This window comes from Gottfriedia acidiceleris, assembly GCF_002128425.1.
GTDB classification, from domain to species: Bacteria; Bacillota; Bacilli; order Bacillales; family Bacillaceae_G; genus Gottfriedia; species Gottfriedia acidiceleris.
Genome location: NZ_NESS01000002.1, coordinates 170,429 through 194,071, shown reverse-complemented (window position 1 = coordinate 194,071; position 23,643 = coordinate 170,429). Strand labels below are relative to the sequence as shown.

21 protein-coding genes are annotated in these 23,643 nt (G+C 31.7%); 4 read left to right on the top strand and 17 right to left on the bottom strand.

Annotation, left to right across the window (positions count from 1 at the left end; all coding sequences use genetic code 11):
• The first annotated feature begins 158 nt into the window (after positions 1-158).
• A complete protein-coding gene (locus tag B6K90_RS04835; RefSeq protein ID WP_088011620.1) occupies positions 159-998 on the top strand; it encodes a tyrosine-type recombinase/integrase in 840 nt (279 codons plus the stop codon).
• Positions 999-1,094: 96 nt separating this feature from the next.
• On the opposite strand, the gene B6K90_RS04830 is transcribed toward B6K90_RS04835, so the two are convergent.
• From B6K90_RS04830 to B6K90_RS04820, 3 genes are all read right to left on the bottom strand, one after another.
• Positions 1,095-1,355, bottom strand: a complete 261-nt coding sequence (locus B6K90_RS04830; protein WP_088011619.1) for a hypothetical protein — start codon at positions 1,353-1,355, stop codon at positions 1,095-1,097.
• A gap of 195 nt (positions 1,356-1,550) precedes the next feature.
• The gene (locus B6K90_RS04825; protein ID WP_088011618.1) at positions 1,551-1,742 is read right to left on the bottom strand and encodes a hypothetical protein; all 192 of its coding nucleotides are present in this window, start codon (positions 1,740-1,742) and stop codon (positions 1,551-1,553) included.
• Between the two features lie 100 nt (positions 1,743-1,842).
• Positions 1,843-2,307 carry a hypothetical protein gene (locus tag B6K90_RS04820; RefSeq protein WP_235821712.1) on the bottom strand — a complete coding sequence of 155 codons (465 nt, stop codon included), beginning with the start codon at positions 2,305-2,307 and terminating at the stop codon, positions 1,843-1,845.
• A gap of 877 nt (positions 2,308-3,184) precedes the next feature.
• On the opposite strand from B6K90_RS04820, the gene B6K90_RS04815 reads away from it, so the two are divergent.
• Entirely contained in the window at positions 3,185-3,877 is a 693-nt protein-coding gene (locus B6K90_RS04815; RefSeq protein ID WP_088011617.1) for an alpha/beta fold hydrolase, read from the top strand.
• Positions 3,878-4,067: 190 nt separating this feature from the next.
• On the opposite strand, the gene B6K90_RS04810 is transcribed toward B6K90_RS04815, so the two are convergent.
• Together B6K90_RS04810 and B6K90_RS04805 are read right to left on the bottom strand one after the other, a co-directional pair.
• Entirely contained in the window at positions 4,068-4,265 is a 198-nt protein-coding gene (locus B6K90_RS04810; protein ID WP_088011616.1) for a hypothetical protein, read from the bottom strand.
• 158 nt (positions 4,266-4,423) lie between these two features.
• A complete protein-coding gene (locus B6K90_RS04805; protein WP_139840679.1) occupies positions 4,424-4,717 on the bottom strand; it encodes a hypothetical protein in 294 nt (97 codons plus the stop codon).
• Positions 4,718-4,941: 224 nt separating this feature from the next.
• Here B6K90_RS04805 and B6K90_RS04800 point away from each other — a divergent pair, with 224 nt between their 5' ends.
• The gene (locus B6K90_RS04800) at positions 4,942-5,607 is read left to right on the top strand and encodes an HAD family hydrolase (protein WP_088011614.1); all 666 of its coding nucleotides are present in this window, start codon (positions 4,942-4,944) and stop codon (positions 5,605-5,607) included.
• Positions 5,608-5,981: 374 nt separating this feature from the next.
• Here the strand turns inward: B6K90_RS04800 and B6K90_RS04795 are convergent, their stop codons facing one another.
• From B6K90_RS04795 to rsgA, 8 genes are all read right to left on the bottom strand, one after another.
• A complete protein-coding gene (locus tag B6K90_RS04795) occupies positions 5,982-7,778 on the bottom strand; it encodes a M3 family oligoendopeptidase (protein ID WP_088011613.1) in 1,797 nt (598 codons plus the stop codon).
• Positions 7,779-7,998: 220 nt separating this feature from the next.
• On the bottom strand, positions 7,999-9,423 hold the full coding sequence (locus B6K90_RS04790) for an aldehyde dehydrogenase family protein (protein ID WP_088011612.1): 1,425 nt from the start codon (positions 9,421-9,423) through the stop codon (positions 7,999-8,001).
• A 1-nt stretch (position 9,424) separates the two neighbouring features.
• On the bottom strand, positions 9,425-10,789 hold the full coding sequence (gene gabT, locus B6K90_RS04785) for a 4-aminobutyrate--2-oxoglutarate transaminase (protein WP_088011611.1): 1,365 nt from the start codon (positions 10,787-10,789) through the stop codon (positions 9,425-9,427).
• A gap of 169 nt (positions 10,790-10,958) precedes the next feature.
• Positions 10,959-14,156, bottom strand: a complete 3,198-nt coding sequence (locus B6K90_RS04780; protein ID WP_088011610.1) for a DEAD/DEAH box helicase — start codon at positions 14,154-14,156, stop codon at positions 10,959-10,961.
• A 136-nt stretch (positions 14,157-14,292) separates the two neighbouring features.
• Positions 14,293-14,931 (bottom strand): response regulator transcription factor, encoded by a 639-nt coding sequence (locus B6K90_RS04775; protein ID WP_088011609.1) that lies wholly within the window; start codon positions 14,929-14,931, stop codon positions 14,293-14,295.
• An 11-nt stretch (positions 14,932-14,942) separates the two neighbouring features.
• The gene (locus B6K90_RS04770; RefSeq protein ID WP_088011608.1) at positions 14,943-15,959 is read right to left on the bottom strand and encodes a sensor histidine kinase; all 1,017 of its coding nucleotides are present in this window, start codon (positions 15,957-15,959) and stop codon (positions 14,943-14,945) included.
• Entirely contained in the window at positions 15,956-16,693 is a 738-nt protein-coding gene (gene liaF, locus B6K90_RS04765) for a cell wall-active antibiotics response protein LiaF (RefSeq protein WP_088011607.1), read from the bottom strand. Before liaF ends, B6K90_RS04770 begins: the two co-directional genes overlap by 4 nt.
• A gap of 650 nt (positions 16,694-17,343) precedes the next feature.
• The gene (gene rsgA / locus B6K90_RS04760; RefSeq protein WP_088011606.1) at positions 17,344-18,390 is read right to left on the bottom strand and encodes a ribosome small subunit-dependent GTPase A; all 1,047 of its coding nucleotides are present in this window, start codon (positions 18,388-18,390) and stop codon (positions 17,344-17,346) included.
• Positions 18,391-19,077: 687 nt separating this feature from the next.
• Here rsgA and B6K90_RS04755 point away from each other — a divergent pair.
• Positions 19,078-20,472, top strand: a complete 1,395-nt coding sequence (locus B6K90_RS04755) for a peptide MFS transporter (RefSeq protein ID WP_088011605.1) — start codon at positions 19,078-19,080, stop codon at positions 20,470-20,472.
• Positions 20,473-20,527: 55 nt separating this feature from the next.
• Here the strand turns inward: B6K90_RS04755 and B6K90_RS04750 are convergent, their stop codons facing one another.
• The 4 genes from B6K90_RS04750 to B6K90_RS04735 form a co-directional block, all read right to left on the bottom strand.
• Complete coding sequence (locus B6K90_RS04750) at positions 20,528-20,977, bottom strand: dCTP deaminase domain-containing protein (protein WP_235821711.1); 450 nt, start codon at positions 20,975-20,977, stop codon at positions 20,528-20,530.
• A 118-nt stretch (positions 20,978-21,095) separates the two neighbouring features.
• Positions 21,096-21,920: a GNAT family N-acetyltransferase gene (locus tag B6K90_RS04745; protein WP_088011603.1), complete on the bottom strand. Its 825-nt coding sequence runs from the start codon at positions 21,918-21,920 to the stop codon at positions 21,096-21,098.
• Positions 21,921-22,019: 99 nt separating this feature from the next.
• Complete coding sequence (locus B6K90_RS04740) at positions 22,020-23,084, bottom strand: undecaprenyldiphospho-muramoylpentapeptide beta-N-acetylglucosaminyltransferase (protein WP_088011602.1); 1,065 nt, start codon at positions 23,082-23,084, stop codon at positions 22,020-22,022.
• Between the two features lie 34 nt (positions 23,085-23,118).
• Positions 23,119-23,550, bottom strand: a complete 432-nt coding sequence (locus B6K90_RS04735; protein ID WP_088011601.1) for a GNAT family N-acetyltransferase — start codon at positions 23,548-23,550, stop codon at positions 23,119-23,121.
• Between the last annotated feature and the right edge of the window lie 93 nt (positions 23,551-23,643).

Below are 23,643 nucleotides of genomic sequence, written 5' to 3'. Positions count from 1 at the left end.
TTATACAAATTATTTACTGTTAGCCCTATTCCTTGTTCAACTAAACTGCCATTTAGTGCAATAAAATTTGATCCTCTTCTAGTTTTAACCCACCTTTTTAATCATGAATTTCGTCAATAATGCATGGTAAAACACCAATTATTGGAGGGAATTCATTAATGTTATTATCTAAAGCATGGAAAAGTTACTATAATGATAAGTTAATTGAAGGATACTCAACAACTACTCTAAAAGCATATAAAATACAAGCAACACTATTAATTAAACATTTCGGTGATATTAAAATTGCTCAAATCACTACTGATGCTTTGAAAGAGTACCTTGTAATTGTTGGAGAAAAATTAAAACCTGCAAGTCTAGCACACCGAGTTCGTTTTATAAAATCTTTATTCCGATGGGCTCATGAAGAGGGTGAAATTCATAGCAACCCTTCCTCAAAGCTCAAAGAACCAAAAGCTGGAACCAGAATTCCTAAATTCTTAACTATTAAGGAAATTGAGCTCCTTCGCGAAGCCTGCAATACACCAAGAGTACATGCAATAATTGAGTTTATGTATTCTTCAGGATGCCGTATTGGCGAAATTGTCTTAATAAATAAAAATGATATAAATTGGACGAATCACTCTGTAATAGTACGAGGAAAAGGTGATAAAGAAAGAGAAGTATACTTCAATATTCGTGCTGAAATTTGGTTATTTAGATATTTAAACGAACGACACGATGAAGATCCTGCATTATTTGTAACCGAAAGAGCACCTCGTCGCTTAAGTATTGCTCAAACGCGCCATATAATTAAGGAAGTTTCCATACATGCAGAGTTTAACAAAAAGATTTCACCCCACCAACTAAGACACAGTTACGCAACACATTTAATGGATAACGGAGCTCCACTTGAAGTAATCCAGAGCTTATTAGGTCACGAAAAGAGTGAAACAACACGAATATATGCAAAACTAAGTGGAAAGCAACGCCAAGATCAATACTGCAAATACTTTTAAAAAGGACCTGTACGGTCCTTTTAATAATTGATTTTTGTAAAGCTAATGCATGCGTTAATTGCACAAGAAATTAATTTTTTTAAATTGTATGTTTTATTAAATAGTTGTATTTTTATTTGAAGTTTTTCTCATTTTGTTGATAATTTTAAAGACCAAATAAAATGCTAGATAAAAAGTTAAGAAATTAAAAATAATATCTTGTAACATAACATTCCAGTGTCCTGTTTCTGTATAGCCGAAAACTGTATTTGGTTTTCCAAACCAATGATAATATGGTAATTCTTTGGGGGGTGTAGGGATAAATGCAGTTATGATCGTTGTCGCAAAACTTAATTTAACAGCTAGATTCATTTTCATTTTATTCCTTCCTTCAAAAAGTTTTAAGTTAATTATATCAACTTAACGTCTTTTGAAATTTGGGGGAATTCCGCCTTTTTTCATAGAATTTTAAATAATCGTTATGCAACTAAACTGCCATTATTTAAACAAAAAAGAGTCACCGAAGTAACTCGTAATCTTCAACTATTGCATTGCGTTAATTCAATAATTATCTCATGGTCGAACAACACCAAGAGCAATTAGCACCTGCCAAACAATAATAAAGATAAACGCAGATAATCCAATCAATGTAATCCAAGAATTAATTGTTTTTTTTCCTCTTATAATTTTAAAAGAAAAGTAGAAGAAAAATGTTAATAATAGGATTATAACAACCACTACAAACAGGTCTAAATATACAAACATGATGAATCTCCTTTTGTTGAACTACTCTAGGTGAATTATAAAAAACGATTTCTATATGTAACTAACGCAGTCGTTAGTTGTACAAGTAAGAATGTTCCTATCACTGAATCAAGACATTCCCTACATATTGAGCACTTCCTGCTTTACTTATAAAATTAACTTCTAATACATACCTTCCGTTAGTATTTGGAAACCTAAATTCCCTACTATCATCCATTTTGATTTCGATTTGTTCTTCCCCTTTCCATAAGGTAACAGTTATTATTGGAGCTGTCCAAATATCTCCCCCGTTTTCTTCGTTCTCTTTAAACTCTAAAAAAACTTTTTGGTTTGAAACCAGCTTTATTTCCTTCTGAGATAATGCGAATTTTTGTATATCGTCTACTGTTTTTTGAACATCTTCACTTTCTGTATTCCACCTTATATTTGCTTCTTTTAATTTTACATCTTCAACTTCAAAATATAAATGAGCTGTCGGAACACCTACATCATAATCCTCTCCTATGCAGCCTGTTAATGTAAAAACCAAAATCAATCTCATAAATAATTTCAAAAACTTATTCAATCTCCTTTTGCCCCCTATACGAACCAATAAATTTGGAATTAATTCCCAGTATTATCATTTAATATATTCCACAAAAAATGATTGAAACCTTTTTTCGCCAATACTGTCAACTACATCAAAAAAAGCCACAACAGTGACTCTGATCTTGAACTAACGCGCCATTTAGTTATATTAGAAAATTACATTTTAATAGAATAAAATCCAGTTATAAACAAAATAACTTAATGGAATTAATATTAAATGTGCTATAAATATTGACAAAGAATATTTATTTTTTTCTAGCAAATCCAAATATATATTTCGATATAATTGAACCAAAAATGGTTATGAAAGCAAGAAATCCAAAAAAGATAAGATTTACTGTTTGTTCAGACTATAAACTATCAGTCATAAAACCACTTATTAAATAAACTGGTATGCTAAACGGGAAAACAACAATAAAAGAAAATAGATAAAGTATATATCTTAATTTTAATTTCTTTTTAAATAACTCCGATTCCTAATCAAATAATGTATATGATTAATTATAACAGCATTAGTAAATTATATTTTTTCTTATTCCACATTTCTCTAATAAACTACAATAAAAAAGGAGTCGCAGATAGCAACTCATGATTTTATTAAGCTAATGCTCTCGTTAGTTGAATTAGGATTATGTTTTAAATAACATGGAAGACAATAAGTAATCATTTTATTACGTTGCAATTAAAATTAATTACTCTATAGAGTAAAATATTATTTCTTTTTTTCTGAAAATTATATAAACTATATATAGAGAGGGAGGCTATAAACTGGTTTTATTGAATGTCCATATAGGTATGTAAATTAAAGAATTCAGGTTTCAAATAATGAAACCTACTCTAGGAGATGAAAAGAGATGGAAATAAGAGTTAAGCAAATTGAATTGAATGGACTCACATTTCAATATCGTGAGAGTGGAGACTCTTCTGCACCACCGATTGTTGCACTTCACGCACTTGGAAGAAGTGCAGATTCATGGGATAAAGTGGCTGCTATATTAGGAGACAAATTCCATGTTTTAGCTTTAGATCAACGTGGACATGGTGGGAGTGCGAGAACTAGTGAATACTCTTTTGAATTGATGAGGAATGATTTGCTGCATTTTGCGGATGCAATGAACTTGGAACGATTTACGCTGATTGGACATTCCATGGGGGGGACAGTTTCTTATCTATTCGCGGAAACATTTCCGTCAAGAATCGAACATTTGATTATTGAAGATACTCCTCCTCCTTTCAATGATAAACCGATCAATATACCTTCAAAACCATCAGAGCCTCTACCGTTTGATTGGCCAGTTGTCCCTTCAATCCTAAGACAACTAAATGAACCCAATCCCGAATGGTGGTTGCGACTTGGGGACATTAGCATTCCGACACTTATTATAGGTGGCGGTGAATCTAGTCATATTCCTCAAACAAAATTACTCGAAGTTTCTGAGTGTATTCCTAATTGCGAAATGGTGACTATAGAGGATGCAGGTCATTTTGTGCATGATGCTAATCTACCAGCTTTTACAGTTGCTTTAAAAAGTTTTCTTAAATTTTGAGTTAATTTAATGTTCAAGATGGTCCAGATAGTCCACAAATAACCAGTGTTCAAAAAGCATAATATACAAAAAAGTCGGATTCCACAAAGTGGAATCTGACTTTTTAAAATTACATTTTTTTCGGAAATTGTACCAATTTGCATATAATAAAGTTGCATAAGATTCCCCTCTTAACTCCCATAATTACATTTTAAATTATAGACTTTCGAATGTTCCAATAAATCCCATATATTATTGTTAGCAATATAATTAGACCAGTTCCATATGGTACGATTTCTACTCCAATTAATGCAAACAAAAAAGCAAAACCTGCTGATAAAATAACACCAGATAACCAATACATCAGTATTATACATACCCACTTTAATAACAGTTTAAAAGATTCCATTTGATTGAACCTCTTTCCCATCGCTGCTGTACTTTATATTAAATATTCAATCTGAAAAATTATATTCCTTTATCAGCTAACCTACAATTTACTAAAATAAAAAGAGCTACATTTAAGTAACTCTCGATTTTCAACTAACTCGCCAATTAGTTGCATAACTACATCAAATTTTTTACCCATATTTTATAAATGATTTTTCCGTTTATTTTATCTTCTCCTAAACAAATACTACCGTTCGTATTATTGTTGTAAATTATCCATTCAGGTATAAGTTCAGCCAGACATTTAATAACCTTTTCATCAGGTGTAGCGTATCCTACGGTTGTTTTTGAATGTAAATACAGTCCAAAATCTGGATATAATGCGTCTGCCCACATTTCTGCTTGCCGTTGTGTTTCAAATATATAATTATCTTCTTTGTAGCTACCGTTTATCCATTGTACGTTCTCCATTGGATCACTCGCTTTCAAAGTGTTTATTCCATTTCTTTATAAAACTAATGCGCCAGTTAGTTGATTGTGAAGGAAAAGTATGATAATGATGTATAAATTTATAAAATAAAAATATGGCAAATTTCAACTAAACACTTTTCTTTAATAATAACCTATTCAAAATTTATATAAAATTAGTTAAGATAATTTGAAAGAGTTAAGTAAATCTGTGATAGGAGGTTATTATGGCTATAAAATATAAGTGTTTAATTTTAGACCATGATGATACAGCAGTTAAAAGCACACCGAATATACACTATCCTTCATTTGTAGAGGCATTAAAAGATGTACGTCCAAATGAGAAATTGATTTCATTTGAAGATTTTGTTAGATACTGTTATAATCCCGGTTTTTCTTCATTATGTAAGGACATAATTAAATTCTCAGATGAGGAGCAGAAACATCAACAAGTAATTTGGAAAAGATATACTAAATCTACAGTACCAGACTTCTATGATCTATTTATTGAAACAATTCAAGAATTTAAAAAGCAAGGTGGTATTGTTACAGTGGTTTCTCACTCTGAGAGAGAGAAAATTGAGAGAGATTATTCAATCCATTGTGGATTTGTGCCAGACGCAATTTTTGGATGGGAACTTCCTGAACACCAAAGAAAGCCACATCCATATCCAATTCAGGAAATATTAAAACAATTTTCTCTGCAAGAAACAGAAGCACTGATGTTGGATGACCTAATGCCTGGGTTAAAAATGGCTAGTAGTTGTAAGGTTGATTTTGCTACTGCCGGATGGTCACGCTTTATACCTGAAATTAAGGAACAAATGAAATTGGATTCTAAATATTATTTCGAAACAGTAGAAGAATTTAATCAATTGATATTGTGTAAATAGCAAAAAAAGCTTGGGTATCCCAGGCTTTTAAAAATTTTTCTTAATATCTACTAAAATTTATCAAATTTTTTTTCTTTAAAATTCTATAAATTATATCTCATAATTTTTCTAAAAAAATTTAACCAATCACAGATAATCGATGCTGTAATTAGTAAACAATTATGTAAACACGCACCCATTTGTGAATATTTTCTAATATTTATTGCTTTTTTATAGTTTTGTTCAAACAATTTGGTCCTAAAATGCAAAATTGAGCGCAAATCCTTTACTATGAAATTGCGCCCTTTTGTTGAAGAAGAATTAATCAAACATTATGATTTTTTGGGTCCTTATCATAACGATGAATAACATAGCGTTCAATATCATCCAACAAATTAAGAAGAAGCTAATTTAATGAATTCTTCAACATCTTTAACGCATAATTCCATTCCTTTTTCCCAGAATTCTTCAGAAGTAATATCTTCTCCTAAATGTTTCATAACTAAATCTTCTACAGTCATACTTCCAGAATCACGAAGTATATTCAAATAATCTTTCTCAAAATCTTTTCCTTTCTCTTTTGCCTTTGCATATATTCCCAAAGCAAATAAATACCCAAAAGTATATGGGAAATTATAAAAAGGTGATTGTGTTATGTAGTAGTGTGGTGTCCAAATCCAAGAATAAATTGAGGGTTGTTCTAATGAACCAGCATACGCCTCATTTATTGATTCTTCCATTAACTGATTAAGTCGATTGGCTGAAACAATACCTTCATTCCGTTCCTTGTAAAATCTCTGCTCAAATAAGAATCTCGAATGGATATTCATAAAGTTCATTACACTGCGTTTTAATTTTTCATCCAGTATAAATAATTTTTCTTCTTTTGACTTTGCCTTTTTCATAGCCGCATCAAAAATAATCATTTCGGAAAAGGTTGAAGCAGTTTCAGCAATACTTAACGGATAACGCTTATTCAACCCATTAACCGACTTCATGGCATAATTATGGAAAGCGTGCCCCAGTTCATGGACAAGAGTTAACACATTTAAAAAAGTACCACTAAATGTCATAAATACTCTTGATTCACCTGTTAGTGGAAAACTAGCACAAAACGGAATAGCAGACTTATTTGGACGATTTTCGGCCTCTACCCAACCTTCTTTGAATGCTTGCCTAACGAAACCTTCTAATTCAGTTCCAAACTGACTAAAATGTTCCGTAATAAGTGAAGCAGCTTCCTCGAATTTTATCTCTTGATGACTTTTTTTAATGGGAGCCCAAAAATGATAAGCCTTCATACTAGAATCGCCTATCATTTCAGCTTTTTGCTTTAAGTAATCCGAGAAAGGTTTTTTATACTTATTGACCACTGTCCAAATCGTTTTCAGTGTTTCTTCCTTCATTCTGTTCTTTTTCAAAGGTTCATCTATTCCACTTTTTATCCCGAGTTTGTTATTCACTTGTATACGAAAGCCAACAATGTGATTTATTATTTTACTAAATAAATCTTCTTTCTCTTTCCATGTAGATTCTAATAAATAGTGAGCTTCCTTTCTCACTTCTTCATTATGGTGTGAACGCAAGTTAATGGCTTGTCCAACTGATACAGTTTCTTCTTTTCCGTTAATTTGAATCTTTAAATTAATACTACTTACTAAATCCTTATAGAAATGTCCCCAAGCATGGTACCCATCAATCATTAAATCAAAAATCAAATTAAGCACTTCTTCTGACAAATTTTTATCTGCGTTTTCACGCCATTCGTTTAGAATAAATTTATATTCGTGTAATTCTTCGGTTTCTAGTATGCTTTCCCAAACATCTTCCTTTGTATTTCGTAATATTTTCTTTACTTTCGATAATTCTTTTTCAAAACGGGATTCTTTTTGAGCAACTTTTCCTCGTAAAACCGCTGCATCTTGATCCTTTGGATTTTCTGCAAGGAGACAAGTGATAAACGAATTTGCTTGCGTTAAGTACAATCGAATGTTTCCAATGTTTTCTACTAAATTCACCACTTTAATTAGTTCATTTATTGAAAGTGGAGTAATAAATGATTCAACAGTACCTTCTAGTTCATGTACAAGAGATTCTAATCGATTAATATGATCGAAAAATTGAATTGATTTGCTTCCGCCCATAAAAACCTTATCTAGATTCCACTCTTTTGGATAGCTTGTTTTCCCCATAAGTTACCTCCCCTAATATGTATATACCATTAAAAACGAACGTACATTCTCATCATAACATATTTCAGATGTGAAAAATCCATACAATTACAAGAGACATTGATTTTTTAAATTTCAACTAATCTACCAATAGGTTGATCAAGGTACACCTTCCAAAATACCTTCTTATCCATAAAAAAAGACTTATCGTCTTTAAACATGATAAGTCCTTGCAAAAAAATTAAAGTTTAATAGAAACTAATTTCAATTCAGTCATCTCTAGTATTGCATACTTTATGCCTTCTCTTCCATAGCCGCTTTCTTTTACTCCACCATAAGGCATTAAATCAACTCTAAATGTAGGAACATCGTTTACTAGCACGCCACCTACATGTAATTTTTTAGTAGCATATAATGCTCTTTGTAAGTTGTCTGTGTATACACCAGCTTGTAATCCGAATCGACTGTTGTTTACTTCATTTATTGCTTCATCAAACTGTTCATATGAATTGATGACTACAACAGGACCAAAAATTTCCTTACAAGATACATTGCTACTATTCTTTACGTTTGTTAAAATAGTTGGTTTATAAAGACGTTCATCTATTTTATCGCCACCAGTTACTAGATCGGCTCCATCTTTTATTGATTGCTTAACCCATTCATCTATTCTATTAACATCTTTTTTAGAAATAAGTGCACTAATATCTGTTTGAATATCTAATGGAGAACTTATCTTTAATAATTCGGTAGCATTTTTCATCTTCACTAGGAATTCATTATAAAGCGTATGATGAACAAAAATTCTCTGTAATGAAATACATACTTGGCCGTTATAAATAAAGGCTCCCCATACACAACGATTAATTAATTCATCAGTTAGCTTGACTCCTTCATCGATGATCAATGCAGAGTTTGAACCTAGTTCTAAAGTTACCTTTTTTAATCCTGCTTTACTTTTTAATGAGATGCCTACTTCAGGACTGCCGGTAAATGTAATTGCTTTTACTTCAGGATGTTTTACTAAAGCATCGCCAATTTCGGAGCCCTTTCCAGTAATTAAATTAAACGCACCTTTAGGTAAATCTGTCTTATCAATCATTTCAGCTAATGCAATCGCACACAGTGGCGTCTGACTTGCAGGTTTTAAAACGATCGTATTTCCTGCAGCGATTGCTGGACCTACTTTATGTGCTACTAAATTAAACGGGAAATTAAACGGTGTAATTGCACCTATTACACCTACTGGCTCTCTAACAGTATAAGTGAATCGACCTTCGCCACCTGCTACTGCATCAAGAGGGATTGTTTCTCCGTATATTCTTTTTGCTTCTTCGGCCGCTATTTTATAAGTTGCAATCGTTCGATCAATTTCACCTAAAGCAGCCTTTAATGGTTTGGACGCTTCTAATGCTAAAATCTCAGCAAGTTTTGAACGATTTTCTTTAAACTGTTCAACTAATTGCTCTAAAATGATACTTCTCTCGTATGAGCTGAGCTTTTCCATTTGAGCACTTGCGTTATTAGCAGCTCTAATCGCTTCTTCCAAATTCTCTTTTGTTGCAATTGGTATTTCGGCTAAAATTTCACCAGAATGAGGGGCAAGAAGATTTTCATGTTTTATCCCTTCAACCCAGTTTCCATCTATATAAAATTGTTTTTTCATTTTAATTCACCTCTGTTACAAGCTGACTTGCAACTTGATGTATTGATTGTTTTATAATATCCAGACCTTCATCTAATTCCTCGTCAGAAATAATTAAGGGCGTTAAAAAACGAAGCACATTACTATGAACACCTGCACTAAGAATAATGACTCCATTTTCACAACATTTCTTTGTTAATGCTGCTACAAACTCTTTTGCTGGTTGATTAGAAGTAGGATCAATAAATTCGATCCCTATCATTGCGCCTAGTCCTCTAATATCATTAAAAATTGGAAAATCATTTTTCAATTCGTCAAAGAATGATTTAATTTTTTCTCCAATTGATCTAGCTCGAATCCATAATTTTTCACTTTGAATGTTTTCAATCACCTCGAGTGCTGCTACACAGCCTAAAGGACTTCCACCATAAGTTCCGCCTAGTTCGCCAGGTGATGCAGCATCCATTATTTCAGTACGACCGGTCACCGCACTAATTGGTACACCCGCTGCGATTGATTTTGACATTGTAATTAAATCTGGTTCAATTTCAAAAATCGTTGAAGCAAATAATTCACCCGTTCGACCAAATCCAGTTTGAATTTCATCCGCAATAAACAGAATTCCATGTGACTTACAAATATTATATACTTCTTTTACAAATTTCTTTGGAGGAACGATGAATCCCCCTTCTCCTTGGACAGGCTCCATAATAACCGCAGCCACTTCTTCAGGTGACACATCTGTTAAAAGAAAATCCTTAAATTGAGAAATACAAAAATTAATATACTCTTCCTCTGATAACTCTTTTGGTCGATTTGATAAATAAGGGAATTTAGCTTTATATGTAGCAGGAGCATATGGTCCCATTTTATATTTATAAGGTTTCACTTTACTTGTTAAAGACATCCCTAATAAAGTTCGCCCGTGAAATCCTCGAGTAAACGAAACAATTCCTGAACGACCAGTGTACTTCCTCGCAATTTTAACAGCATTTTCAACGGCTTCAGCACCGCTATTTAATAGAATTGTTTTTTTGGAAAAATCCCCAGGCGTTATTTCAGTTAATTTTTTAGCTAAATCAATATAAGACTTATACATTCCTACATGAAAACAAGAGTGGATTAACCGCTCTGATTGATCTTTAATCGCTTGTACAACATTCTTTGGTGTATGTCCTACATTTAATGTACCAATCGCTCCAGCAAAATCTAAAAATTTATTTCCATCAACATCCTCAACGATCGTACCATTTGCTTTTTCTACAAAAACAGGTGTATTATTTCCAACTCCATTTGGAACAAACTGACTACGTAATTCAATAAGTTCTTTCCCCTTTGGTCCTGGAACCCCTGCCGAGACATTAACAAATTTTCGATTATTGCTCATGTTAACTCTCCCTCTCATAGAAATAATTTCATTTTCTATCTATAAAATTATTAAATTATTAGCTTCTTTACTAATATACTCGCTTTTAAACATTTAAGAATGAAATAATATTAAGCTAAGAGCTTTTCGAGGGGAGGGGAAGAAGCCACTCAGGTGAGCGGCTTTTATGTTAAAACATTAATAATTCACGAATATCTTCTTCTGTTAAATTAAATGAAGGTTTTTCATTCGTTTCAATGATTTCTTCTATTAATTGTTTTTTCTTCTCTTGTAGTTCATTCATTTTTTCTTCAATCGTTCCTTTAGCAATCAGCTTGATCACTTGAACATCATTCATTTGACCGAAACGATATGCTCGGTCTGTTGCCTGGTTTTCAACTGCAGGATTCCACCAATTATCATAAAGAATAACTGTATCAGCTCCTGTTAAATTAAGACCAACTCCCCCAGCCTTTAATGAAATTAAAAAGAAATTATGTTCACCAGAATTAAATCGATTGCATATAGATAGACGTTCTTCTGAAGGAGTTTGTCCATCTAGATAGAAAAATTGCTCTCCCATTATCGATAGTTCTTTACCAATTAAATCTAACATTTTCGTAAATTGAGAGAAAATCAATACTCTCCTACCGGCTATTTTTGAAGCTTCAATTATTTGAAATAATTGTTCAAACTTAGCAGAACTACCTTCGTAACCATCTATAAACAAAGCAGGATGGCAACAAATTTGTCTTAAACGCGTTAAACCGGCTAAAATTTTTATGTGATTTTTGCCTAATGTAAATTTATCAACTGCTAAATGCTTTAATGTATCGTGACATAGTTTTGCTAAATAGGCAGCATATAACTTTTTTTGTTCTGGTAGTAATTCGACGGATTCCTTCGATTCGATTTTTTCTGGGAGTTCTTTAAGAACATCTTCTTTTAATCTTCTTAATAAGAAAGGTCGAACTCTTTTAGAAATTGTTTTCCTAGTCAAATTGCTAAATTCTTTTAATCCTCCAAATAATTCAGGAAAAACCACATGATAAATTGCCCAAAGTTCTTCAAGTGAATTTTCAATTGGCGTACCTGTTAATGCAAACCGTTGATCAGCATTTATCCTTTTTGCGACTTTAGCTGTTTGAGTAAAAGGATTTTTAAAATTCTGAGCCTCATCAAAAAATACAGTATGAAACTTTTGCTTTTCGTACCACTTTATGTCATTTCTTAACAATGAATAAGAGGTAATCAATACATCAATATTGTCTAGTTCTTTTTGTATTTTCAACCTCTCATTTTTATTACCATCAATGACAAGCGCTTGAATTTCAGGTGTAAATTTGAATACTTCGCTTAACCAGTTATAAGTTAATGCAGTAGGACAAACAATTAAGACTGGTGCATTATATGAACGGATTTCGTTTAAAACGGATTGAATATAAGTAAGACTTTGAATTGTTTTACCTAACCCCATATCATCCGCCAAGATCCCTCCAAATCCGAATTTAGCTAAGTTTTTCATCCATTTATACCCAAATATTTGGTAGTCCTTTAACAGATTTTTCAATGTTTTAGGTACTTTTTCAACTTCTTCATTTGGGTTTATTAAACTCTTATAAAAATGATTCAAACGTTCTTCAATTTTAAATAAACTAGTTTCTTCCCCAGAATCTAATAAATATAGACTATTTTTTATCGGTAAGTTTAATACACTTTCATAATCAAATTCTTGCTCAGGTACTGCATTTAAAAATCGCCTGATTTCTTGTAATTCTCTCGTTTCAAGCGAGTACAACGTACCATCATTTAACCGATAATATTTCCGTTTCTCTTTTAGTGCTAATAATACTTCTTTTATTTGTTGTTCAGGAATGTCTAATTCAAATTTAAATTCCAACCAATTCGTTCGTTCTCTTTTTAAATTAACACGTATTTGAGGTTTCTTATTTTCTTTAAAAATTCGATTCCGAACTGCGGTAGTTGCATAAATTTCAGTGAGTTTTTCAAGTTTCGGTAATCTATTTCTTAAAAACTCGTATTCAAGTTCTTCATTTTGTAAGAAATAGCCGCCTTCTGTTTTTGAAAACGAGCTATCTTCCATTAATTGTAATATTTCTAATTCTTGTTCTTCATCTCTAATTAATGTTTTACTAAGTTGTATTTCTCTTTTATTTAACGGATTAATCACAATGCGATCATAATGAAATTCAAGCCCTGCAAGTAATTTATTTTTTATACGATCTAAATATAGCTTTGCTCTTAACGGGGTATCTGAATATTGTTTTGATAGTGATGAAGGTATTTGTAACTTACCAAGTTTTATAAGTCCTGGAATTACTTTCTCAACATAAAGATGGATTTGGTCTGTTGGAATCGTTATTTTTTCATGTGCTGAGTTTTTAAAAATTTGCTTTAATTCAACAAGACGATTAAATTCCTCAGTTTTAAGATTAAAAATTCTTCCATGATATAAGACAGTTGAATAAGCTTCTAATATCGTTAATTGTTCAATTCCTTTTGCAGTCAAAAAGTATTGACCATTTAAATGCTCAATTTCAAATTCCAATGGTAATTTATCTTCGGTAAATGAAATTCCATTAAATGTAACTCCGTTTTCAATTATATTGACGTTTTCTGTAACGGTTAATAAATTAATTAATTGGCTCCAAATTGTTGGAGAAATGAACATGTATTCATTTTTCTTTGTTAGAGGATCATTAAACATTTTTTCATCATCTAATAACTTAATTAAAAGCTCCCAAATACGATTAACTTCATTTCGAACGCAATGCAAAATAGGGTCAAAAATAAGATCAGATGAAATTTCACTTGGTTTCCCCTCTTTAACATCCCTTAAAAACTTGCGTAGATTTTCTACTTTCTTTTTTCCAAATTTCATTGCAATTCCAAGGATTTTATATCCTTCATTCATTTCATTTACTTCACAAATAAACTCGAAATCAATTATTTGCCGATTGTCAAAATGTCTTAATTGTCCACTTTTACTGAACGTTTTTTCATGAAAAAGCTCTAAAATACCATTTGACCTATTCAATTCGGAGTTTTCTATAAAAACATCTATTTCTGTAGGTTTTTCTTCTATTTTCTGACGTTCAAAAATCGAAATTAAAACTGCAGCTATATGTTGGCAATCCGTTTTGATTGATGATAGTTTTGGACAAGTGCACTTACAATAAAAATCACCATTTTCTTGGTTTATGACATTAACGGTAAAATCTTCATTTCCTATAACTGTTGCTGTACAAGCATCATCATTATATTTTTCAATCTTTACTTTATTTGCGCGATAAAAAGAGTCCCCCCTTTTGAAGGAGACTGTACCGCAGCGTTCTTTTATGATTTTATGATTTAATTTACTCTTCAATGAACTGCTCCTTCCAAAATAAATAAAACGAATATATCTATCTTACCATTAATTAATTATTTATCTAAAGAATTGCTATAAATCTTAGGAAATAGAAAAAAAAGAAGCCATTTTTGACTTCTTTTTGAACATAAATTTATTTCTGCTCTACAATCCCATGTCTAAAAGCATAAATCACGGCCTGAGTTCGATCGACTACTTCTAATTTCGTTAAAATATTACTTACATGCGTTTTTACCGTTTTTAATGAAACAAACAATGTATCTGCGATTTCTTGATTTGATTTACCTTCAGTCATTAAGTGCAGCACTTCTTGTTCTCTGGCTGTTAAATCATCATGTAATTCTCGTTGAGTAGATTTTCTCATTCTATTCATCATTTTACCGGTTACAACTGGTTCTAACACTGAGCCACCTTTATGTGTGGTTCGTATTGCATTTGCGATATCACTAGCTCTAGAAGTTTTTAGCATATAACTAATTGCACCTGCATCAATTGCTGGATAAACATTTTCATCATCAATAAAGCTTGTTACAATAATGATTTTTGCTTCTGGCCATTTTGAAATAATTTGTTTCGTCGCTTCAATTCCATCCATAACTTCCATAACTAAGTCCATTAAAACAATATCAGGACGTTTTTCTAATACAAGTTCTACGCCTTCTTTTCCATTACTTGCTTGAGCAACCACTTCAATATCAGATTGAGTACTTAAATATGTAGAAACACCCATTCTTACCATCTCATGATCATCAACTAACACGACTTTAATCAAGTTTCGCACCTCTATTCAATTACCGGAACTTTTACTTCAATCTGGGTTCCTCTTTTTGGTATACTTACTATTTTTGCCGTTCCACCAATTTCAGAAGAACGTTCACTTATTGATTGCAATCCATACGAACCAGTTTTTCGGTTCTCGACATCAAATCCAATTCCATCATCAATCATTCGAACTAATACAAAATCTTCAATTTTTCTAATTCTTATTTCAAAAGTTTTTGCATTTGCATGCCTTAAAGTATTTGATAATGCTTCTTGAATAATCCTAAATAAATGATCCTCTACACCTTTTGACAGTGAGATATCGTCGATTTTCCATTTTAATTGAAGAGCCTGACGATTTGTTAGTTCAGTTAGAAGCTTTTCTACACCTTCTTTTAAGCTTTTTCCTTCTAACTGAACTGGTCTTAAATGTAGTAAAAGTGCACGCATTTCTGATTGGGCATTAATCGCCATTTTTTCAATATATTGTAATTGTTCTTTAAACGTAGTTTCACCAAGTTCATTAATCGCAGAAATCATCATCGAAATTGCAAATAATTGTTGGCTAACTGAGTCATGTAGTTCCCTTGCTAATCTATGTCGCTCTTTCGTTACGACATCTTCAATTGTCTGTGATTCAATTAATTTCTTTTCATCTACAAGTTTTTGAACGGTCTTCCTGGAATCTTCTATTTGTTTCGATATTTTTTGAAGTTGTAATTCGATTTCGTTATCAATTGATCGAATTGAATGATCTGATTCTTTATGATAAATTCCATTTTCTGCCTTTACGATGCCATCCAATAAAGCTTTTTCATTATGACGAATCGTGCTCAAAACAGCAGTACTATAAACAATTGATATGATTATGATTGCTACAAATAGTATTAACAGTAAAGGAAAATTCCCAATTTTATACAGAAACATTTTATCAAGGAAAGTATGATCTATGAAATAATAAACAACTCCACAGATTAAAATACTTGATGTAAATGCAGCAAGACAAATTGATAAAAAGATACCTTTGTCGATTTTCATTTATTTGTCACCTCTATATTTCCGATTGCTAAAGAAGTAACAATTTTTAACTTTCTTGAAGCTTCTTTATAATCATTAGAAGTGAACTTACAATTTTTATTAAACCCGTTTAATTTATTTTTAAGGATATTAATTTTGCCAAATAAAGTTGAATGCTGGATTGAGACTTCTAAATCATACGGCACATACAAAGTAATATTACCGATGATTCCATTTAATACCAACACAGTCTCTCCCTCAGGAATAAATGACTCTGAAAGATCGATTATGACATCTCCAATTCCAAAATAATAATCGACATCTTCTAACTCAAATGAATCATTCTTTAGATGGATATTTGTAAAAAATCGATTTGAAATAAGAGAATTTGTTTCAAAGACACCTGTATTCGTTGTTTCAACTATGTTTGGTATAATGACTTTTGCATTAAATTTAGAATTAACGAATATCAAATATCCAACATAAATCACAATAAAAGATAATACTCCTAAGATTGATTTCAATTGAAATACGTTACTAATGAATAAAATAATTCCTCCAAAAAACGCGATATTCGCAGATGTAGATGGGTAAACTTTACGTTTTTTTGCACCATATTGAAATAAATAAATACCTACTCCAGCTGCGATTATTGCAAAAGGATTTAAAAATAGATCAAATAATAATCCTATGCCTGCAATTATGAATAATAATCCAGTTAATTCATTGCTAGACAATCGTCTAAATCGCTTCATATAGCTCTCCTCTATTCACTAAACTAGCTTGTTAATAGCAATTGAAAGCTTTTGTTATTAACTATTCTACTATGTAGTTTATCTATTTTTAGTTCGTTTTGATACAAACTTAAGTATTGTCTTATCTCGGTCTTAAGACTGAGATTTTTTTAATAAATTAAGCAACTATCTCTTGGACTCTTTGTGAGTTAGTTAATTTCATTTTTTTGCTTTTTAAATTACTCATGAACCCTTTATGAGTTACTATATTTCATCTTTTTGCCTTTTTACTTACTCATAAACCCTTTATGAGTTACAATATTTCGTTTTCTTGCCTTGTTACTTACTCATGAACTCTCTATGAGTTACTATATCTGATCTTTTTGCCTTGTTACTTACTCATGAACCCTTTATGAGTTACTATATTTCATCTTTTTGCCTTTTTACTTACTCATGAAAGCTTTATGAGTTACGATATCTCAACTTCTTGCCTTTTTACTTACTCATGAACCCTTTATGAGTTACTATATTTCTTTTTTTTGCCTTTTTACTTACTCATGAGCCCTTCATGAGTTACTATATTTCGTTTTCTTGCCTTTTTACTTACTCAACAACCCTTTATGAGTTACAAAATTTCAAAAGAAAAAGAAGAGTATAAATACTCTTCTCTCTTATTTATAAGACTTAGTATTCATCATTTTACTAATTTTTTTCCACTTATCTTTTTCTTGTCTAGCTAGAGATGCGTCTTGTTTACGTTCTGCATACGCTAGTTCTCTCATTAATTTACGATAGCTTGTGAGTCTTTGTTGGTCTAGTTCGCCGTTTTCGATTGCTTGATTGACTGCACATCCTGGTTCGTTTTCGTGTGTACAATCAGAGAATTTACAGGATTTAGCTAAATCTTCTACATCTGTAAATGTCGAACTTATATGTTCTTCTCCGCCCCATAACTGTAATTCCCGCATGCCTGGTGTATCGATGACCATTCCGCCAGTTGGTAGGAAAAATAATTCGCGGTGTGTAGTGGTGTGTTTACCACGATCGTCACCTTCACGTACGTCCTGGGTTATTTGAATTGATTCACCGATTAACGCGTTTAATAATGTAGATTTACCAACACCTGAAGAACCAAGTAGAGAAACAGTTTTCCCTTCTGAAATGAGCTGTTTCAATTCTTCAATTCCTTCTCCATTTGTACTATTTACTGAATAAATCGGTACACCAAATGCAATCTCTTCGACTGCTGCAATTTTGGTTGGTAGGTCAGTGCATAAATCCTTCTTTGTTAAAACAATAATTGGACTTGCTCCACTATCATATGCAACAAGTAAATAACGTTCTAATCTTCTTATATTAAAATCGTTATTTAATGCCATTACTAAAAACACGTAATCTATATTAGCTGCTACTATTTGTTCTTCAGTTTTTTCACCTGCAGATTGCCTTGAGAATTGACTTATTCTCGGCAATACCTTTTGAATAATTGCTTTGTTTTCACCTTTTAACGGTTCAATAACAACCCAATCTCCAACGGATGGATAATCACTTTTTACTTTTGCTTGGTATTGAAATTTCCCTGAAACTTCACCAGTTAGTTCATTTTCTCCATCATGCAATTTATAAATTTGTCTTTGTTCAGAAATTACTCTTGCAACTACAGTATGTTGATCCTTTTCTCCGAACGCTTCATTCCAACCTAATTGTCTTAAATTCATTTTGTCCTCCAATTATATAAGGACAATAATGAAGATTTACTCCATTTTTTGTCCTCTGATATTTACTTTCTTCTGAACTAAATTAATTAACTTTCCCATATTCATCACTCCGTTTCATATATAGTACATTTAGTATATCCAAATTTTAGAAAATCGTCCATACGAATTAATTGAATATTAAAAAAGGACAAAACATTCTATTTTCTATTTCGACAAATTTTGACAATTCTTATTTTTTTGTTTAATTAAACTTTTTTAATATTAATATAAAAAATAATAAAAACCCTTGAAATATTTCAAAAACTTATTATTATTTAAATATAGGTCTTTATGTTTAGACTGTACTAATACAGGTCAATCGACAAAGTCTAAAAATACTAGTTTAATAAGAAAAATCAGTATTGCAAGATTTGTCTGACAATATAAAAAACTTTACAGAATTATGCTGTTGTGTGTTATACTAAGATAGTAAATTGGCCCCAAGTTAATTTGGCCGATCTAGATAAAAAATTAGTAGCAATGTTCTGTTGAAAAAAGTTAGAAATTTTTTTTAACTTAAATTGTCGAAATTTGTTGAATTCGGAAATTATTTTTTACAGTAAATTGACAGAATAGTATATGAATTAGCGACAATAAATATTCAAACAGAAAATTACACAGAATAGCACTTATGAGGGAGGAATTTGAATGAGCGTAGCAGCAAAACAAAACGTTTCATCAAACGAGCAAAATCAAAAAACGAAACACCCACCTGGCCTTTACTTACTTTTTGCAACAGAGGCTTGGGAGCGCTTTAGTTATTATGGAATGCGTGCACTTTTAGTTCTTTATTTGACAACTTCAGTCGTTCAAGGTGGACTTGGATTTAAAGATGCTTGGGCACTACAACTTTATGGATTATTTACTGGACTTGTATATTTCACGCCAATCATTGGTGGTTGGATTACAGATAATTTCCTTGCAAAGCGAGCTGCTATAACTCTTGGTGGTATAATCATGGCAGCTGGTAATATCGCATTATTCGGTATTCATTCTTCAACTGGTTTATACCTTGGTTTAATTTTAATGATTATCGGTAATGGTTTCTTCAAGCCAAACATTTCAACAATTGTTGGTGAACTTTATGAAGGAGATGACCCACGTCGTGATGGTGCATTCACAATCTTCTACATGGGTATCAACTTAGGTGCATTCTTTGCTCCACTTGTTACTGGTTATTTAGCACAAACTTTATTTATGTCTAAAAATGCTGCTGGTGATGATTTATTCGGTTACCGTTATGGTTTCTTAGCAGCTGCAATCGGTATGATTATTGGACAAATTATTTTCAACTTATTAGCTTCTAAATATTTAGGAGATTTAGGTACAAAACCTAATGCAAAAGTTGTAAAAGAGGGTAACAGCGCTTCAGTTAAAGATATTCCTCTTACTAAAAAAGAAAAACAACGTACTACAGTTATCTTTATCTTAGCTGCATTCGTAGTATTTTTCTGGGCTGGATTTGAACAAGCTGGTTCATCATTAACACTTTATACAGAGCGTTTCTTAGATCTTAAAGTTGGAAGCTTCAATGTACCATCTGCTTGGTTCCAATCTGTTAACCCATTATTCATTATGCTTTTCGCTCCAGTTCTTTCTATGATCTGGATTAAAATGGCACGAAATGGCAAAAACATTAGTGTTCCTGCGAAAATGGCAATGGGTCTTATCCTATTAGGTGTTGGTTTCGCTTTCACAATTATGGCAGTTATGAAGACAGGTTCTGATCCAAATCATATTACTGTAAAAGCAAACATGTTATTCATGGTTATGACATATTTCTTCCATACAATTGCTGAGCTAGTACTTTCACCAGTTGGTTTATCAGCAGTATCTCGTTATGCACCAGCTAAACTAGCTTCATTATTAATGGGTGTATGGTTATCTTCAAGTTTCATTGCAAACTTAGTTGGTGGTCAATTAGCTGCATTTACAACTACACTTGGTATGTTACAAGTATTCTTAGTAGTAGGTGGCGCAGCAATCGTTGCAGGCTTAATCTTACTTGCATTATCACCAAAACTTGCAAAAATGTTAGACTAATTACAAAATTAAAAGAACTCGAGCAATCGAGTTCTTTTTTTATTTCTACAACTTTTTATTTGCCAGTACTTCCAAATCCACTTACTCTTTCTTCTCCTGCTAAATCATCATCAGCCAATAAGAATTTTTGGAAAACAGCTTGTCCAATTCTCTCACCTTTTTGAATGATAACAGGCTCCTTTGATACATTTATTAATTGCATCATGATATGGCCATCGTTTGAAGGATTGCTGTAGTAGTCTGAATCGATAACCCCTACCCCATTCCCTTTCATTAAACCTTTCTTTAACGGAGTAGACGAACGTACAAATAATGCTAAAAATTCGTCTCTTTGCATATACGCTTTTAATCCAGTTGCAACAAGTTTGATCTCGTTTGGATTGATAATTGTCTCTTCAATACATTCGATATCATAACCAGCTGCATGAGTTGTTGCTCTTTTTGGAAGATTCACTCCACAGTTCTCAAATCCTTTTGCTACTTCAAATCCTCTTATTTTTTCCAAAACTTTCACCCTTTACCATTTAATCCATCTATAGTGTAACATAGAAATTTTTTTTATTATAGGATGTAAAAAAAGAGACAGTCTTAACTTAACAGACGGCCTCTTGAAATACTTACCTCTATTGACTAATTTTATAGTAATCTTGCGTGTTATATTGTTTAAATCCACAATCTAGATATAATTTCTTCGCGTTACTATTTTCTAGGGCAACTTCTAAATGAATTTCGTTCCCAATCTCATTTTCTTTTTGAATGGTTTGAAGTAATGCATTTTTTCCATAACCCTTACCTTGGTATTCTGGCAGTATTGCAAATCCATAAATCCAGCTCTCATTATGTTCACGAAGCAAACTCATTTTACCAATTTTTTCATCATTTACATCTAATATAAATAAATCACGATCTGGTTCATTTAATATACGTTGATTGTACTTCTTTGCATCATTTTTTTCAAATCCAAAACATACAACATCTAAATATGAAATAAATGAGAAATCTAATTGCTCTGCCTTTGTGAAATTAACAATTGGTGTAAATTCTTTTACTTCTTGGTTTTTCCAAACCATTTGATATTCAGAAAAAGAATATGTACACTTATTTTGATTTTTAATAAACTCCTTCGCTGAATTTGAAGCTTCAGGTGTATTTAATAAAATAGTCGTGACAGAGGATATTGAATTTAGTGCTTCATTTAATAAACTAGCAAAAATACCTTTTCGGCGAAAATTCGGATAGACCATGCCGCAGATTTCAACTTTTTCACCAAAATAATAGGTTGCTAAAAAGCCAACTAATTGATCCTCCTCATAGTAAAAGAAATCTTCCTTTACATCATTTCGTCGATTTCTTAACATCTCCCAATTTAACTTTAAAGTAATTTCTTCAAATTTTTCGCATTCATCTTGTAATACTTTAATTTCGTTTAATTGCTTTTCTGTAATCAATTTTTCCACCTTCTTCTTACAATTATGTCTTTAGTCCCAATTAGCTATATTCAACAAAAAAGCATTTCTTCCTTTATTTAGAAGAATGCTTTAAAATAATCAATTTCTATTTATTTCTTCAATAAGTATTTCTAATGCATTACTTTGATTAGAGGATTTCATATTGTTAATGAAAAAGTCTTGGTTAGTTTGAAGTTCTTCAATTGATTCTTGAAGTGTTTTGATCGTTAAATCCTCTTCTTCTAGCATTAATGCAAAGCCTTTTTCTTTAAAAGATTGTGCATTTAATATTTGGTCTCCCCTACTTTGATTTTTTGTAAGTGGGATGATTAACATCGGTTTATGTAGCGCTAAAAATTCAAATATTGCATTTGAACCGCCTCTTGTAATAATGATTCTGGATGAGGCCAACACGTCCGCTAGCTCGTCATGAACATATTCAAATTGCTTATATCCCTTTATATTTTTTAAACTTTCATCAACATTTCCTTTACCACATAAGTGAACAATCTGATACTTTTTCGTTAGGTCCTGTATCGATTCTCTAACAGTTTCATTGATTTTCTTTGCTCCTAAACTTCCACCCATAATCGTTAATATAGGTATATAGCTTTTAAAATTAAGGTATTCTAAGCCCTTTTTTCTTGAGCCATTTAATAGTTCCTTTCTAATTGGTGAACCAATTACTGTTGTTTTATTTTTTGGAAAATAATTTTTTGCTTCTTCAAATGAAGTAAAAATTTTCGTCGCAAATCGCTGAGAAATTTTATTTGCAAGTCCAGGTGTCATATCACTTTCATGTATAAAAATTGGAATTTTCAAAGTGCTAGCAGCAATGATAACTGGTACAGAAACAAAACCACCCTTTGAAAAAACTAAACTCGGCTTAATCTTTTTTAATACTTTTCTTGCGTCAAAGCATCCTTTTACTACACGAAACAAATCAATAATATTTTCGAAATCTATATATCGTCTTAATTTTCCGCTTGAGATCCCGTTATAAGGTACATCGATTTTATTTATTAGTTCCTTTTCAATTCCTTTTTTTGATCCAATATAATGTATATCCCAATCATTTTTATTTAACTCATTTATAATGGCGATATTTGGTGTTACATGCCCTGCAGAGCCACCACCGGTAAAAACAATTTTTTTCTTAGACATATTAACTCCTATCTATTTAATTAAGTACTTTTATTTACTCCAAAGTTTTAACAAATCCGATACTACTATCACAGAAGCCTAAACGCTTATAAAAATGATGTGCAACTTTCCTTTCCTCTCTTTTACCACTTGTTAATCCAATTCCTAAAGCACCTTGTTCTTTAGCCCATTTTTCAGCGTAATGAATTAATTTTTTCCCTATACCAATGTTTCGATATCGGTCATCAACAACAAAAGCAACAATCCTAATACTTACTTCGTTTTTTTCATAGAAATGACCTTTAAAAATCCCAATCATTCCAGTCATTTTACCATTAATTTCAGCTACAAAAGTAAAATAATGTGAATCATTTTTTATTTTATTATATCGAATCACCATTTCTTCTTCAGTGGTAGGATAGCCTAACTGGTTCATTAATCTTGATAAATCAGGTATATCTCTCTCTTTTGATTCCCTAATAATCATTTTCGCCCTCCACTATTTTCTATTTAAACTCAATTTTATCTTTATGAACCTTTATAGCTAAAAAATGCATAGTTAGGTAACATATTGTCTAGA

What these genes read in the sequence shown, in the direction of transcription:
- B6K90_RS04835 (WP_088011620.1), top strand. Translation starts at nt 159, where the DNA reads ATGTTATTATCTAAAGCATGGAAAAGTTACTATAATGATAAGTTAATT.
- B6K90_RS04830 (WP_088011619.1), bottom strand. Translation starts at nt 1,355, where the DNA reads ATGAAAATGAATCTAGCTGTTAAATTAAGTTTTGCGACAACGATCATA.
- B6K90_RS04825 (WP_088011618.1), bottom strand. Translation starts at nt 1,742, where the DNA reads ATGTTTGTATATTTAGACCTGTTTGTAGTGGTTGTTATAATCCTATTA.
- B6K90_RS04815 (WP_088011617.1), top strand. Translation starts at nt 3,185, where the DNA reads ATGGAAATAAGAGTTAAGCAAATTGAATTGAATGGACTCACATTTCAA.
- B6K90_RS04810 (WP_088011616.1), bottom strand. Translation starts at nt 4,265, where the DNA reads ATGGAATCTTTTAAACTGTTATTAAAGTGGGTATGTATAATACTGATG.
- B6K90_RS04805 (WP_139840679.1), bottom strand. Translation starts at nt 4,717, where the DNA reads ATGGAGAACGTACAATGGATAAACGGTAGCTACAAAGAAGATAATTAT.
- B6K90_RS04800 (WP_088011614.1), top strand. Translation starts at nt 4,942, where the DNA reads ATGGCTATAAAATATAAGTGTTTAATTTTAGACCATGATGATACAGCA.
- B6K90_RS04795 (WP_088011613.1), bottom strand. Translation starts at nt 7,778, where the DNA reads ATGGGGAAAACAAGCTATCCAAAAGAGTGGAATCTAGATAAGGTTTTT.
- B6K90_RS04790 (WP_088011612.1), bottom strand. Translation starts at nt 9,423, where the DNA reads ATGAAAAAACAATTTTATATAGATGGAAACTGGGTTGAAGGGATAAAA.
- gabT (WP_088011611.1), bottom strand. Translation starts at nt 10,789, where the DNA reads ATGAGCAATAATCGAAAATTTGTTAATGTCTCGGCAGGGGTTCCAGGA.
- B6K90_RS04770 (WP_088011608.1), bottom strand. Translation starts at nt 15,959, where the DNA reads ATGAAAATCGACAAAGGTATCTTTTTATCAATTTGTCTTGCTGCATTT.
- liaF (WP_088011607.1), bottom strand. Translation starts at nt 16,693, where the DNA reads ATGAAGCGATTTAGACGATTGTCTAGCAATGAATTAACTGGATTATTA.
- rsgA (WP_088011606.1), bottom strand. Translation starts at nt 18,390, where the DNA reads ATGAATTTAAGACAATTAGGTTGGAATGAAGCGTTCGGAGAAAAGGAT.
- B6K90_RS04755 (WP_088011605.1), top strand. Translation starts at nt 19,078, where the DNA reads ATGAGCGTAGCAGCAAAACAAAACGTTTCATCAAACGAGCAAAATCAA.
- B6K90_RS04740 (WP_088011602.1), bottom strand. Translation starts at nt 23,084, where the DNA reads ATGTCTAAGAAAAAAATTGTTTTTACCGGTGGTGGCTCTGCAGGGCAT.
- B6K90_RS04735 (WP_088011601.1), bottom strand. Translation starts at nt 23,550, where the DNA reads ATGATTATTAGGGAATCAAAAGAGAGAGATATACCTGATTTATCAAGA.